Origin of the sequence: Streptomyces sp. NPDC058691, assembly GCF_042714775.1 — a bacterium.
Lineage (GTDB): Bacteria > Actinomycetota > Actinomycetes > Streptomycetales > Streptomycetaceae > Actinacidiphila.
In genome coordinates this window covers 20,108-33,590 of sequence record NZ_JBHXSO010000002.1, presented here as the reverse complement: position 1 = coordinate 33,590, position 13,483 = coordinate 20,108, and the positions used below count along the sequence as shown (strand labels likewise).

The window sequence follows — 13,483 nt, the reverse complement described above, 5'->3', positions numbered from 1 at the left end:
GCCCGCGGCGGTTTGCGCCCGGTGGCGTCGGGGGGCCGCCGCCCCGCCCCCCCCCGGGGGGGGGGCGCCCCCTGCCCCCGCCCCCCCGCCCCTCGCCGTCTCACCCCACCAGTTCCCGCACCACCGGCACCAGCGCGCGGAACGCCTGGCCGCGGTGGCTGATGGCGTTCTTCTCCTCCGGCGTCAGTTCGGCGCACGTACGGGACTCGCCCAGCGGCTGGAGGATCGGGTCGTAGCCGAAGCCGCCCGTGCCCTCCGGGGTGAAGCGCAGGGTGCCGAGGAGGCGGCCCTCGACGACGTGTTCGGTGCCGTCGGGGAGGGCGAGGGCGGCGGCGCACATGAAGTGGGCGGCGCGGTGGGGGTGGTCGATGTCGGAGAGCTGGGCGAGGAGGAGGCCGAGGTTGGCGCGGTCGTCGCCGTGCTTGCCAGCCCAGCGGGCGGAGAAGATGCCGGGGGCGCCGCCGAGGACGTCGACGCAGAGGCCGGAGTCGTCGGCGACGGCGGGCAGGCCGGTGGCCTGGGCGAGGGCGTGGGCCTTGAGGAGGGCGTTCTCCGCGAAGGTGACGCCGGTTTCCTTGACGTCGGGGATCTCGGGGTAGGCGTCGGCGCCGACGAGTTCCACGCCGAGCCCGGCGGCGGCCAGGATGGCGTGGAGTTCGGCGACCTTGTGGGCGTTGCGGGTGGCGAGGACCAGTCGGGTGTGCGGCATGGCCTCGATTATCCCGGTCGTGGTCAGCCGGGGCTGCAGACCTTGGTGAGCCCGGCGGCGGCGTCGGCGACGGGGCTGATGTCGGGGGCCTGGCCGGAGTCGGCGGCGGTGCGGGCGTTGTCGACGGCCTTCTGGAGGTCGTTCACGGCCTTGGTGACGTCGGCGTTGTCGGTCTTGTCGCCGAGGGCGGCGAGGTGGTCGGCGATCTGGTTGAGCGCGGTGGCGGCGGCTTGCGGGTCGTTGCCCGCGTTGCTCACGGCGTTCTGCAGGTTCTGGACGTCGCCGGCGACCTGGGCGGCGACGGTGGCGCAGTCGAGGGCCTTGTTGACGGAGTCGACGGCGTCGACGGCGCCGCAGCCGGTGAGGGCGGCGGCGCCGAGTGCGGTGGCGGCGGCGAGTACGGCAAGGCGGCGGGTGCGTGAGTGCATGTCTCTACACACGCACCGGACCGCCGCCGGGTTGCACTCCCCACACCGTTTCTTGGTCAGTTCTTGGTGATCTGTTCGAGTTCTTCGAGCGCCACGCGCTGCAGGGCGTCGAGTTCGACGCAGCCTCCGACGGCCAGGTCGAGCAGGGAGCCCAGTTCCTTGCGGTCGAAGGGCTGGCCCTCGGCGGTGCCCTGGACCTCGACGAAGCGGCCGTCGCCGGTGCAGACGACGTTCATGTCGGTCTCGGCGCGGACGTCCTCCTCGTAGCAGAGGTCGAGCATCGGGACGCCGTCGATGATGCCGACGCTGACCGCGCTGACGGTGCCCTTGAGCGGCTGGGCCTTGGCGCGCAGCAGCTTGCGGCCGTGCATCCAGGTGACGGCGTCGGCGAGGGCCACGTACGCGCCGGTGATGGCGGCGGTGCGGGTGCCTCCGTCGGCCTGGAGGACGTCGCAGTCCAGGACCACGGTGTTCTCGCCGAATCCCTTGTGGTCGATGACGGCGCGCAGGGAACGGCCGATGAGGCGGGAGATCTCGTGGGTGCGTCCGCCGATCTTGCCGCGTACGGATTCGCGGTCGCCGCGGGTGTTGGTGGAGCGCGGGAGCATGGAGTACTCGGCGGTCACCCAGCCTTCGCCGCTGCCCTTGCGCCAGCGCGGCACGCCTTCGGTGACGGAGGCGGTGCAGAGGACCTTGGTGTCGCCGAAGGAGATGAGCACCGATCCTTCGGCGTGCTTGCTCCAGCCACGCTGGATGGTGACGGGGCGGAGCTGGTCGGGTGTGCGGCCGTCGATACGAGACATGCCGACGAGCCTATCCGCAAGTGAACCGCGGGCCCGTGCCGGTTGCGGAACGGGCCCCTTGCGGGTGATCAGAGCCGGCGGGCCGGGGTCAGAGCATGTCCTCGATCTCGGCGGCGAGCGGGTCGGCGTCGGTGCCGATGACGACCTGGATGGCGTTGCCCATCTTGACGACGCCGTGGGCGCCGGCGGCCTTGAGCGCGGCCTCGTCGACGAGGGAGGGGTCGGCGACCTCGGTGCGGAGGCGGGTGATGCAGCCCTCGATCTCCTCGATGTTGTCGAGTCCGCCGAGCCCGGCGACGATCTTCTCTGCCTTGCTGGCCATGTGCAGCTCCTGGTTGTCTCGGCCGTTCGGTCCGATTTCACACGGTAATGCAGGTGTGGACCGCAATTGCGGGGATGCATCTCTGACACAGCCGCGCCTCAACTGGTCTACACCATTTTACCCGCCAGGAGGTAGTGCCCATGAGCTCGGACGCCGCCGCAGGTCCGCGGCCCGGCCGCAGGTGGACGGGCACGCTCTTCCAGGGGCTGCAGAAGATGGGGCGCAGCCTGCAGCTGCCCATCGCGGCACTGCCGGCGGCGGGCATCCTGAACCGGCTGGGCCAGCCGGATGTCTTCGGCGCCAAGGGCCTGGGCTGGGACAACGTGGCGAAGGTGTTCGACGGCGCGGGCGGCGCGCTGCTGGACGGCTCGCTGGGGCTGCCGCTGCTGTTCGCGGTGGGTGTCGCGATCGGCATGGCGAAGAAGGCGGACGGTTCGACGGCGCTGGCGGCGGTCGTGGGCTTTCTCGTCTATTACGGGGTGCTGCACCAGTTCCCGCAGGACTGCCCGCGGGGCACGGTCTTCGTTCAGGCGAGCCTGATCAGCGGTGCCTGCATCCCGCCGGGCACGCCCGCGGGGGCGGCCCCCGCCGCGTATCAGAACCCGGGGGTCTTCGGCGGGATCGTGATCGGGCTGCTGACGGCCTTCTTCTGGCAGCGCTACCACCGCACGCGGCTGGTGGACTGGCTCGGCTTCTTCAACGGGCGGCGGCTGGTCCCGATCATCATGTCCCTCGTCGCGATCGCCTTCGCGGCGCTGTCGCTGTGGGTGTGGCCGCCGATCGGGAGCGGTCTGACGAGCTTCAGCCAGTGGCTGAGCGACCTGGGGTCGTGGGGCGCGGGCATCTTCGGGGTGGCGAACCGGGCGCTGCTGACGCTGGGCCTGCACACGTTCCTGAACGTGTTCGTGTGGTTCCAGTTCGGCGACTACACCACGCCGGACGGCCAGGTGGTGCACGGGGACATCACGCGGTTCCTGCAGGGCGACCCGACGGCGGGGCAGTTCACGTCGGGTTTCTTCCCCATCATGATGTTCGCGCTGCCCGCCGCGGCACTGGCCATCACGCACTGCGCCCGTCCGGAGCGCCGCAAGGAGGTCGGCGGCCTGATGCTGTCGGTGGGGCTGACCTCGCTGGTCACGGGGATCACCGAGCCCGTCGAGTACTCCTTCCTCTTCATCGCGCCGGCGCTGTACGCGATCCACGCGGTGCTGACCGGTGCCTCGATGGCGGTCACCTGGGCGCTGGGGGTGCACGACGGCTTCAGCTTCTCGGCCGGTCTCATCGACTACGTCGTCAACTGGTCGCTGGCGACCAGACCGTGGCTGATCATTCCGATCGGGCTGGTGTTCGCGGCGGTCTACTACGTGCTCTTCCGGCTGGTGATCACGCGGTTCGACCTGGCGACGCCGGGGCGGGAGCCGGAGGAGGTCGCCGAGGAGATGACGCGGGACAACCTCAAGGCGTAGCGGAGGCGGCACGCTCCGAAATGTGGTCTAGACCACATGGAGCGAAGCGTTCCTCTGCGCGTCAAGTGCGTGTTAAGACTGGTCTACACCACTGAGTGGTTCAGACCAGGAGGAACTCCATGACGACCGCCACCCCCACGGCGGCTCCCGCGGCGAAGAAGCGGGGCTCCGGCCTTTTTCAGGGCCTGCAGAAGATCGGCCGCAGCCTCCAGCTGCCGATCGCCGTCCTGCCGGCGGCGGGACTCCTGGTCCGGCTGGGCCAGCCTGACGTCTTCGGGGCCGACGGCCTCGGCTGGGACAAGGTGGCCTCCGTATTCGCCAACGCGGGTGGCGCTCTCACCGGCGCGCTTCCGCTGCTGTTCTGCGTGGGCGTGGCCATCGGCTTCGCCAAGAAGGCGGACGGATCCACTGCGCTCGCCGCTGTTGTCGGCTTCCTGGTCTACTCCAAGGTGCTGCAAGCCTTCCCGGTCGCCGACGCCAAGATCGAGCACGGCGTGTACATAGCCGCGAAATACAACGATCCCGGTGTGCTCGGCGGCATCATCATCGGTTTGCTGTCGGCAGTGCTGTGGCAGCGGTTCCACCGCACCAAGCTCGTCGACTGGCTCGGCTTCTTCAACGGCCGCCGCCTGGTGCCGATCATCACGGCGTTCGTCGGCCTCCTCATCGGCGTCTTCTTCGGACTGGTGTGGGAGCCCATAGGCGACGGCATCAGTAACTTCGGCGAGTGGATGACCGGCCTCGGTTCTGCCGGCGCGGGCCTGTTCGGGCTGGTCAATCGCGCGCTGATTCCGATCGGCATGCACCAGTTCGTCAACACGGTTGCCTGGTTCCAGCTCGGCGACTTCACCAATGCGGCGGGAGAGGTCGCCCATGGCGACTACGGCCGCTTCCTGGCCGGCGACCCGACGGCGGGGCAGTTCATGTCGGGCTTCTTCCCGATCATGATGTTCGCGCTGCCGGCCGCCGCACTCGCCATGGCGCACGCCGCCCGCCCCGAGCGCCGCAAGGCCGTCCTGGGCATGATGATCTCCTTGGCCCTGACTTCCTTCGTCACCGGTGTCACCGAGCCGATCGAGTTCTCCTTCATGTTCGTCGCGCCGCTGCTGTACGCCGTGCACGCCGTCCTCACCGCGGTGTCCATGGCCGTGACGTGGGGACTGGGAGTGCACGCGGGCTTCAATTTCTCCGCGGGACTGATCGACTACGCCCTCTACTGGAACCGGGACACGAAACCCTGGCTGATCATCCCGATCGGCTTGGCTTTCGCCGCGATCTACTACGTGGTCTTCCGCTTTGCGATCGTGAAGTTCAACCTCCCCACCCCGGGCCGCGAACCCGAGGAGGAGATCGAGGACCTCACCAAGGCCTAGCGACGGCGCCCGCGTGAACGAGGCCCCCGGAACCGACCAGGTTCCGGGGGCCTCGTTCATGCCGAAGGCGTCAGATCTCGTAGACCGCGCCCGCCTTCGCGAGCTCCACCGGGCCGTCGTAGGCCGCGCGGGCGTCGTCGAGGTTGACCTGGGGGTCGGTCCACGGCGGGATGTGGGTGAGGACGAGGCGGCCGGCGCCGGCGCGGTCGGCGTACTCGCCGGCCTCGCGGCCGTTGAGGTGCAGGCCGGGGATGTCCTCCTTGCCGTGGGTGAAGGAGGCCTCGCACAGGAAGAGGTCGGTGCCCTCGGTCAGGGTCAGCAGGGCGTCGCTCCGGCCGGTGTCACCGGAGTAGGTGAGGCTGCGGCCGGCGTGCTCGATGCGGAAGCCGTAGGCCTCGACGGGGTGGCTGACCGTGTCCGCGGTGACGGTGAACGGGCCCAGCCGGAAGGCCCCGGGGCCGAGGGTGCGGAAGTCGAAGACCTCGCTCATGCACTTCTCGTCGGGCACGTCCCCGTAAGCGCTCGCGAGGCGACGCTCGGTGCCTTCCGGTCCGTAGACGGGGATGGCCTGGGCGGGGCCGCCTTCGTGGCGGTAGTAGCGCGCGACGAAGTACCCGAGCATGTCGATGCAGTGGTCGGCGTGCAGATGACTCAGCAGGACGGCGTCGAGGTCGTACAGACCGCAGTGGCGTTGCAGCTCGCCGAGGGCGCCATTACCCATGTCGAGCAGCAACCGGAAGCCGTCGGCCTCGACGAGGTAGCTGGAACAGGCCGAATCCGCGGACGGAAACGACCCCGAGCAGCCGACGACGGTGAGCTTCATGTGCAGAAACCTCCGTGGATTGTTCCGGGGGTCTTGCGTTGGCGCGCCAGTGTGCCCCACTCCGTACAGGGGTGGGGGGAGGGCGGGAGCGACCCGCCATGTGTTCTTGAGCGTAAGGCGCACGGGCTGTGCGTGCTCCTCTGCGGAGCCCCGTTGTGGGCGGAATCACCAGTACGGCGCCCTCGTCGCCGGAACTTCGCCGGGACGGGGGCGCCGCGGGGGGTGCGTGAGGCTCAGGCCCAGAGCTGGCCGTGCAGGGCGGCGACGGCCGCTTCGGTGGACTCGGCGGTGTAGATGCCGGTCGACAGGTACTTCCAGCCGCCGTCGGCGACGACGAACACGATGTCGGCCCGCTCGCCCGCGTGTTCGGCCTTGCGGGCGACGCCGAGGGCGGCGTGCAGGGCGGCTCCGGTGGAGACGCCGGCGAAGATGCCCTCCTGCTGGAGCAGTTCGCGGGTGCGGCGGACGGCGTCGGCGGAGCCGACGGAGAAGCGGGTGGTGAGGACGGACTCGTCGTAGAGCTCGGGGATGAAGCCCTCGTCGAGGTTGCGCAGTCCGTAGACCAGGTCGTCGTAGCGCGGCTCGGCGGCGACGATCTGCACGCCGGGGACCTTCTCGCGCAGATAGCGGCCGACGCCCATCAGGGTGCCGGTGGTGCCGAGCCCGGCGACGAAGTGGGTGACGGAGGGCAGGTCGGCGAGGATCTCGGGGCCGGTGGTCGCGTAGTGGGCGCCGGCGTTGTCGGGGTTGCCGTACTGGTAGAGCATCACCCAGTCGGGGTGCTCCGCGCTGAGCTCCTTGGCGACGCGCACGGCGGTGTTGGAGCCGCCGGCGGCCGGGGAGGGGATGATCTCGGCGCCCCACATGGCGAGCAGCTCGCGCCGCTCGGAGGAGGTGTTCTCGGGCATGACGCAGACCATGCGGTAGCCCTTGAGCCGGGCCGCCATGGCCAGCGAGATGCCGGTGTTGCCGGAGGTGGGCTCCAGGATCGTGCAGCCGGGGGTGAGACGTCCGGAGCGCTCGGCCTGCTCGATCATGTGCAGGGCCGGGCGGTCCTTGACCGAGCCGGTGGGGTTGCGGTCCTCCAGCTTGGCCCAGACCCCGACCTCGGCGGAGGGGGACAGACGCGGCAGCCGCACCAGCGGGGTGTTGCCGACGGCTGCCAGCGGGCTGTCGTACCGCATCAGGACATTCCACCCGCGACGGCGGGGAGGATGGTGACGCTGTCGCCGTCGGTCAGCTTGGTGGAGATGCCGTCGAGGAAGCGGACGTCCTCGTCGTTGAGGTAGACGTTCACGAAGCGCCGCAGTTCGCCCCCGTCGACGATGCGCTCGCGGATGCCCGCGTGGCGGGCGTCGAGGTCGGTGAGGAGCTCGTCGATCGTGCTGCCGCTGCCGTCGACGGCCTTGGCGCCGCCGGTGTAGCTGCGAAGGATGGTCGGGATGCGGACCTCGATGGCCATGCGGGGCTCCAGTCGGAAGGGGCGTCGTGTGATGCGGGCGGCGGTGCGGCGTCCCGGCGTGTTCCGGCCCGGCGGACGAGGTCCGGTGGGCGGTCCGGAGCCCGCACGGTGGTGCGGTCGGCGCGTCAGGGACGGGGACATGCCGCGCCGGCGAGGCGGCACAAGTCGACGTACAGCCGCGCCACGAGCAGGGTGCCCGGCGCCTTGTCGCTCACGTCGTGGAGAACCATGGGGTCATCGTATCGATTCCCCCAGGCGGCCAGAGATGGGTGTCCCATGATGCGGACGACGTTGTCTCAGATGTAGGCGTCGACGATCTCGACGGGTTCCTCGGTGACCTCGCCGTCCACGATCCGGAAGGAACGGAACTGGAAGGGCCCGGCGTCGTCGGTGTCGGCGGTGGAGACCAGCACGTAGTGCGCGCCCGGCTCGTTGGCGTAGGAGATGTCGGTGCGCGAGGGGTAGGCCTCGGTGGCGGTGTGCGAGTGGTAGATGACCACGGGCTCCTCGTCGCGGTCGTCCAGCTCGCGGTAGAGCTTGAGCAGATCCCCGGAGTCGAACTCGTAGAACGTGGGCGAGCGGGCCGCGTTGAGCATCGGGATGTGCCGCTCGGGCCGGCCGGTGCCGGCCGGTCCCGCGATGACGCCGCACGCCTCGTCGGGGTGGTCGGCGCGGGCGTGGGCGACGAGGGCGTCGTGCAGGGCACGGGTGAGGGTCAGCATGGTCGTCAGGATAAGCAGAGGCCCCCGTACGGGAGTACGGAGGCCGACTGCCGGTCCCCGCGGCCCGGGGTCCGGGCCGCGGGGACCGCTCGCGCTACTTCTGGGCGAAGGCCACGGACGTGTCCGTGGGGGTGCGCCGCTTGGCGGCCTGGTAGCCGACGGCGAGCACGGCCGACCACACGAGCCACACGTACAGGCCGAGCCGGGTGTCGGGGTCGATCGCCATGAGGACCACGACCAGCACCAGGGCCGCGATGGCCAGCCAGTTGGTGACGGGGGCGCCCGGCATCCGGAAGTCGGAGGCGGGCAGCAGCCCGGCGCGGACCTTGGCGCGGTACCGCAGGTGGGCGGCGAGGATCATGATCCAGGTCCACAGTCCGGCGCAGGTGGCGACCGAGGTGATGTAGAGGAACGCCTTGCCCGGCGAGACCACGTTGACGATCACGCCGATGCCCATGACCAGGGTGGACCCGATGAGAGCGGGCAGCGGCAGGTGACGGCCGCTGAGGGTGCCCATGGGCCGGGGCGCCTCGCCGTTGACGGCCAGTCCGCGCAGCATGCGACCGGTGGAGTAGATGCCGGAGTTGCACGAGGACAGGGCCGCGGTGAGGACCACGAAGTTCATGATCCCGGCCGCGCCGGGGATGCCGACCTGGGCGAAGACCTGGACGAACGGGCTGACGCCGGGGGTGTACTTGGTCCAGGAGAAGACCGACAGCAGGACGATCAGCGCGCCGACGTAGAAGATGCCGATGCGCACCGGGAGGGTGTTGATCGCCTTGCGCAGGGTCTGCTTGGGGTTCTCGGCCTCGCCCGCGGTGATGCCGACCAGTTCGACGCCGAGGTAGGCGAAGATGACGCCCTGCATGGCGAGCATGGCCTGCCAGGCGCCGTTGGGCGCGAATCCGCCGTCGGCCCACAGGTGGGTGACCGAGGCGGTGTCGCCCGCCGCGGAGAAGCCGAAGGTCAGCACCCCGACACCGATGACGATCATGGCGATGATGGCGGTGACCTTGATGGTGGAGAACCAGAACTCGAGCTCGCCGAAGAGCTTGACCGAGACCAGGTTCGCCACGAAGAGCACCACGAGCGCGACGGCGGCGGTGGACCAGACCGGGATCGACGGCCACCAGAAGTTGATGTACGCGCCCGCGGCCGTGACCTCGGACATGCACGCGGTGACCCACAGCGCCCAGTACGACCAGCCGGTGGCGAAGCCCGCGAACGGGCCGAAGAACTCGCGGGCGTAGTCGGCGAAACTGCCGGAGGTGGGGCGGTAGGTCAGGAGCTCGCCGAGGGCCCGCATGATGAAGAAGATCACTACGCCGGCAGCGGCGTAGCAGGCGATCAGGCTGGGTCCGATCTTCGCGATGCCGGTGCTGGAGCCGTAGAAGAGGCCGGTGCCGATGGCGCCGCCGATGGCGATCATCTGGACCTGGCGGGCGTTCAGCGCCCGCTTGTAGCCCTCGGCGGTCGCGGTTCCCTCGGCCCCGCTGCCGGACTCGTGCTCGACCTGCGTCGAGGTCATGTCTGCTGTGCCTTTCTCCATGCCCGGCCGGCCGTGTACGGCGCGGACCGGGCTCCGATCCCCCCGGATGGTTGGAGGTGCACGCCGGGGTCGACCGGCCACGCGACCGGCCGCGACATGGGGTGGCGTCACGGCCGGTGGTCGAGGATTCGTATCACGGGGCGGGCGTCGGGCACGCAGCGCAAATGTGTCACACGCCACAGGCAGAAGCGGACAATAGGTGCGCCGAATGGGAATGCGGGAGTCCGCGGTGACGTGATCGTTATCCGGATTTGAGCGTCCTCTGAGCGGACGGGGGGCGCACAGCGGGCGTCCGGAAGCCCGGCGCGGAGGGCTCCGCGATCACACCTGGAGGGTGGCCACCAGACTCTCCTGAAGGCCGCCGAGCCACAGGTAGGCGAGGACGAGCGGCTTGCGCTCGTCGGAGTCGGGGAGGTGGTAGAGCTCGTTCTCCTCGTCGTCGGTGACCTCCAGCCGGGACCCCAGGGTCAGCCGCAGGTCGTTGAGGGTCCCGAGCCACTGCAGCGCCTCGGCCTCGCCCAGGTTCAGCACCGCTCCCCCGCGGCGGCCGGGGGTGAGCGCGTCGAGGCTGCGCACCACCGCGAGGGCGTCGCCGCGCTTGCGGGCGCGCAGGTCGTTCTCGGTGAAGCGGCGGAACTCCGCGGAGTCGGCGGTCTCCTCGTACGCGTCGGGGAACAGCCGGGCGAGCGCCGGGTCCCGCGGGGGCTTGGTCGGGCCGTCCTCGAAGAGCCCGGCGAACGGGTCGGCCGGCTCGCCGCCTTCGGGGCCGGTGTCGCTGTCGCCGGGCCCGATCAGCTCCAGGAGCTGAACGGCCAGGTTGCGCAGGATGGAGATCTCGACCTCGTCGAGCGCGACGGCGGCGGTGCCACCGGGCGTGGACTCGAAGTACCCGGGCATGTGTTCTCAGCCGTCCTCATGGTGCTCGGCGGTGGTGCTCGTCAGGTGTTCTCGGCGGTGCGGTGCTCAGCGGCGTGGTGTCCGGCGGGGTGGTGTCCGGCGGCGCGTGGTGCTCAGCGGTCCTGGGTGAGCGTGGCCCACAGCCCGTATCCGTGCATCGCCTGCACGTCCCGTTCCATCTCCTCGCGGGTGCCGCTGGAGACCACGGCCCGCCCCTTGTGGTGGACGTCGAGCATCAGCTTGGTGGCCTTGTCCTTCGGGTAGCCGAAGTACGCCTGGAAGACGTAGGTCACGTAGCTCATCAGATTGACCGGGTCGTTGTGGACGACGGTCACCCAGGGAACGTCCGGGGACGGCGCCTCGAAGGGGGCCTCGCTCGACTCGGTCCGTTCGATCTCTACGGGGGCGACACTCACGGATCCCATGCTGTCACCAGATCCCGCCCGCAGGGAAACCGGCCCCCGAGAAATCGTCACTCTGACGAGAGTTGGGGGTAGCATCCTGGCCATGAGCTCTGCAGACCTGGGGCTGCCCGTGGCCGTCCCCTCCACCGCGCTCTTCACCGACCGGTACGAGCTGACCATGCTGCAAGCCGCGCTGCGCAGCGGCGCGGCCGACCGCCGCTCGGTGTTCGAGGTGTTCACCCGCCGGCTGCCCGAGGGGCGGCGGTACGGGGTCGTGGGCGGCACCGGGCGCCTGCTCGACGCGGTGGAGAACTTCCGCTTCGACGACGACATCCTGGCCTTCCTGGACCGCGAGCGGGTGGTGGACGCCGCCACCTTGAAGTGGCTGGCGGGCTACCGCTTCCGCGGCGACGTCCTCGGCTACCCCGAGGGGGAGGTGTACTTCCCCGGCTCGCCGATCCTGCGCGTGGAGGGCACCTTCGCCGAGGCGGTCCTGCTGGAGACGGTGGTGCTGTCGGTCCTCAACCACGACAGCGCCATCGCGGCCGCCGCCTCCCGGATGGCCGTGGCCGCCGCCGGCCGTCCGCTCATGGAGATGGGCGCCCGCCGGGCCCACGAACTGGCGGCGGTGGCCGCCTCCCGCGCCGCCTACATCGGCGGCTTCGTGTCGTCGAGCAATCTGGCCGCGGGCTTCCGGTACGGCCTGCCGACCATCGGCACCAGCGCGCACGCCTTCACCCTGCTGCACGACAACGAGCGCGACGCCTTCACCGCCCAGGTGGAGTCGCTGGGCCGGGGCACCACCTTGCTGGTCGACACCTACGACGTGGCCGAGGCGGTCCGCGCCGCCGTCGAGATCGCGGGACCGGAACTCGGCGCGGTGCGCATCGACTCCGGCGACCTGCTGCTGCTCGCCCACCGCGTGCGGCAGCAACTGGACGACTTGGGCGCCAAGGACACCCGGATCGTGGTGACCTCCGACCTGGACGAGTACGCCATCGCCTCACTGGCGGCGGCCCCGGTGGACGCGTACGGCGTGGGCACCTCCGTGGTCACCGGCAGCGGCCACCCGACCTGCTCGATGGTCTACAAGCTGGTCGCCCGCGCCGCCTCCGACGCCCCGGACGCGGCCCTGGTGCCGGTCGCCAAGAAGTCGATGGGCGGCAAGACCAGCGTCGGCGGCCGCAAGTGGGCGGCGCGCCGGCTGGACGCCGACGGCGTCGCGGAGGCCGAGGTCGTCGGCACCGGGCCGGTGCCGGCGGCGCTGGCGGACCGGCAGCTGCTGGTGCCGCTGGTGACCGGCGGCGAGGTCGTCGCCCGGGAGCCGCTGGAGGCCGCGCGCAGCCGGCACATCGAGGCGCGCGCCGGACTGCCGCTGTCGGCCACCCAGCTCTCCCGCGGCGAGCCGGCGCTGCCCACGGAGTACGTCACCTACTGAGGCACCCTGCCGCGGACGGGGCGCGGTACGTACAGTCGATGAACCGCGAGCAACGGCGCGAGCAACGGAAGGACGGATCCCTGATGCACCGGGCACTGATCGTCGTGGACGTGCAGAACGATTTCTGCGAGGGCGGCAGCCTGGCCGTCGCCGGCGGCGCCGGGGTGGCCGCCGCGATCACCGACCTCATCGGGGACACCACGGCCGGCTACCGGTACGTCGTGGCGACCCGGGACCATCACATCGACCCCGGCGACCACTTCTCCGAGCGGCCGGACTTCGTCCACACCTGGCCGGTGCACTGCGTGGCCGGCACCGAGGGCGTGGGCTTCCACCCCAACTTCGCTCCGGCGGTCGCCTCGGGCGCGGTGGAGGCGGTCTTCGACAAGGGGCACCACTCGGGCGCGTACAGCGGCTTCGAGGGCGCCGACGAGAACGGCACGGGTCTGGCGCAGTGGCTGAGCCGGCACGAGGTCAGCGAGGTCGACGTGGTCGGCATCGCCACCGACCACTGTGTCCGGGCCACCGCGCTGGACGCGGTCCGCGCGGGCCTGCGCACCCGGGTGCTGCTGGACCTGACGGCCGGGGTGATGCGGGAGACGACGGACCGGGCGATGGACGAGCTGCGGGCCGCCGGCGCGGAGCTGACCGGCAAACCGGTCGTGGGCGCGGCGTAGGCCCTGTCGGCTACGGCGTGGCGGGGCGGCGGGCCGTCGGGCCCAGCAGGGCCGCGATGGACTGCCAGGGTTCGGCGGGGGCGGCCGGGATGCGGCGCCAGACCAGGCCGTCGGGGTGGTGCAGGACGGCGTTGATCTCGTCGCCGGTGGGCGGCTCCAGGTTGCCGGCCAGGCGGGCGGTGCGAAAGCCGAGGTTGCGCAGCCGGGTGAGGGCGCGCTGCCGGTTCGCCGAGACGACGATCACCCGTATGTGGTCGTCCGGGGTCCCGCCGGGCGAGGGCAGCCGGAGGGCGACGATGACGTCGCCGCTCGGGAGCCGGATGAACCCGCCGCTGGGCATAAGCACATGATCTGCGGATCGGCCCCCGTCCACCAGGGGACGGGGGCCGATCAGGTCACTTCGAGCGGTA

At 70.8% G+C, this 13,483-nt stretch carries 17 protein-coding genes; 4 read left to right on the top strand and 13 right to left on the bottom strand.

Annotation, left to right across the window (positions count from 1 at the left end; genetic code table 11):
• Positions 1-100: 100 nt before the first annotated feature.
• The 4 genes from rdgB to ACFWVC_RS01595 form a co-directional block, all read right to left on the bottom strand.
• Entirely contained in the window at positions 101-709 is a 609-nt protein-coding gene (gene rdgB, locus ACFWVC_RS01610) for an RdgB/HAM1 family non-canonical purine NTP pyrophosphatase (RefSeq protein ID WP_384273810.1), read from the bottom strand.
• A 23-nt stretch (positions 710-732) separates the two neighbouring features.
• Entirely contained in the window at positions 733-1,137 is a 405-nt protein-coding gene (locus tag ACFWVC_RS01605) for a hypothetical protein (RefSeq protein WP_384273807.1), read from the bottom strand.
• Between the two features lie 56 nt (positions 1,138-1,193).
• Entirely contained in the window at positions 1,194-1,940 is a 747-nt protein-coding gene (rph, locus tag ACFWVC_RS01600) for a ribonuclease PH (protein WP_384273804.1), read from the bottom strand.
• An 88-nt stretch (positions 1,941-2,028) separates the two neighbouring features.
• Positions 2,029-2,262: a PTS glucose/sucrose transporter subunit IIB gene (locus tag ACFWVC_RS01595; RefSeq protein ID WP_360906114.1), complete on the bottom strand. Its 234-nt coding sequence runs from the start codon at positions 2,260-2,262 to the stop codon at positions 2,029-2,031.
• A 140-nt stretch (positions 2,263-2,402) separates the two neighbouring features.
• On the opposite strand from ACFWVC_RS01595, the gene ACFWVC_RS01590 reads away from it, so the two are divergent.
• Together ACFWVC_RS01590 and ACFWVC_RS01585 are read left to right on the top strand one after the other, a co-directional pair.
• On the top strand, positions 2,403-3,728 hold the full coding sequence (locus ACFWVC_RS01590) for a PTS transporter subunit EIIC (RefSeq protein WP_384273801.1): 1,326 nt from the start codon (positions 2,403-2,405) through the stop codon (positions 3,726-3,728).
• Between the two features lie 119 nt (positions 3,729-3,847).
• The gene (locus ACFWVC_RS01585) at positions 3,848-5,101 is read left to right on the top strand and encodes a PTS transporter subunit EIIC (protein WP_384273798.1); all 1,254 of its coding nucleotides are present in this window, start codon (positions 3,848-3,850) and stop codon (positions 5,099-5,101) included.
• 70 nt (positions 5,102-5,171) lie between these two features.
• Here the strand turns inward: ACFWVC_RS01585 and ACFWVC_RS01580 are convergent, their stop codons facing one another.
• From ACFWVC_RS01580 to clpS, 8 genes are all read right to left on the bottom strand, one after another.
• Entirely contained in the window at positions 5,172-5,924 is a 753-nt protein-coding gene (locus ACFWVC_RS01580) for an MBL fold metallo-hydrolase (protein WP_384273797.1), read from the bottom strand.
• Positions 5,925-6,157: 233 nt separating this feature from the next.
• On the bottom strand, positions 6,158-7,108 hold the full coding sequence (locus tag ACFWVC_RS01575; RefSeq protein ID WP_384273794.1) for a PLP-dependent cysteine synthase family protein: 951 nt from the start codon (positions 7,106-7,108) through the stop codon (positions 6,158-6,160).
• Positions 7,108-7,386: a MoaD family protein gene (locus ACFWVC_RS01570; RefSeq protein ID WP_384273791.1), complete on the bottom strand. Its 279-nt coding sequence runs from the start codon at positions 7,384-7,386 to the stop codon at positions 7,108-7,110. Before ACFWVC_RS01570 ends, ACFWVC_RS01575 begins: the two co-directional genes overlap by 1 nt.
• 125 nt (positions 7,387-7,511) lie before the next feature.
• Complete coding sequence (locus tag ACFWVC_RS01565) at positions 7,512-7,616, bottom strand: putative leader peptide (RefSeq protein ID WP_319664451.1); 105 nt, start codon at positions 7,614-7,616, stop codon at positions 7,512-7,514.
• Between the two features lie 66 nt (positions 7,617-7,682).
• Positions 7,683-8,108, bottom strand: a complete 426-nt coding sequence (locus ACFWVC_RS01560) for a Mov34/MPN/PAD-1 family protein (protein ID WP_384273787.1) — start codon at positions 8,106-8,108, stop codon at positions 7,683-7,685.
• 94 nt (positions 8,109-8,202) lie between these two features.
• Positions 8,203-9,636, bottom strand: coding sequence for an amino acid permease (locus ACFWVC_RS01555; protein WP_384273784.1), 1,434 nt, complete (start codon positions 9,634-9,636; stop codon positions 8,203-8,205).
• Between the two features lie 342 nt (positions 9,637-9,978).
• Complete coding sequence (locus ACFWVC_RS01550; RefSeq protein ID WP_384273782.1) at positions 9,979-10,554, bottom strand: DUF2017 domain-containing protein; 576 nt, start codon at positions 10,552-10,554, stop codon at positions 9,979-9,981.
• Positions 10,555-10,667: 113 nt separating this feature from the next.
• A complete protein-coding gene (gene clpS / locus ACFWVC_RS01545; protein ID WP_384273779.1) occupies positions 10,668-10,979 on the bottom strand; it encodes an ATP-dependent Clp protease adapter ClpS in 312 nt (103 codons plus the stop codon).
• Between the two features lie 82 nt (positions 10,980-11,061).
• On the opposite strand from clpS, the gene ACFWVC_RS01540 reads away from it, so the two are divergent.
• Together ACFWVC_RS01540 and ACFWVC_RS01535 are read left to right on the top strand one after the other, a co-directional pair.
• Positions 11,062-12,396, top strand: coding sequence for a nicotinate phosphoribosyltransferase (locus ACFWVC_RS01540; RefSeq protein ID WP_384273776.1), 1,335 nt, complete (start codon positions 11,062-11,064; stop codon positions 12,394-12,396).
• An 83-nt stretch (positions 12,397-12,479) separates the two neighbouring features.
• Positions 12,480-13,073: an isochorismatase family protein gene (locus ACFWVC_RS01535; protein WP_384273773.1), complete on the top strand. Its 594-nt coding sequence runs from the start codon at positions 12,480-12,482 to the stop codon at positions 13,071-13,073.
• Positions 13,074-13,083: 10 nt separating this feature from the next.
• Here the strand turns inward: ACFWVC_RS01535 and ACFWVC_RS01530 are convergent, their stop codons facing one another.
• A complete protein-coding gene (locus ACFWVC_RS01530; RefSeq protein ID WP_384273770.1) occupies positions 13,084-13,413 on the bottom strand; it encodes a hypothetical protein in 330 nt (109 codons plus the stop codon).
• Between the last annotated feature and the right edge of the window lie 70 nt (positions 13,414-13,483).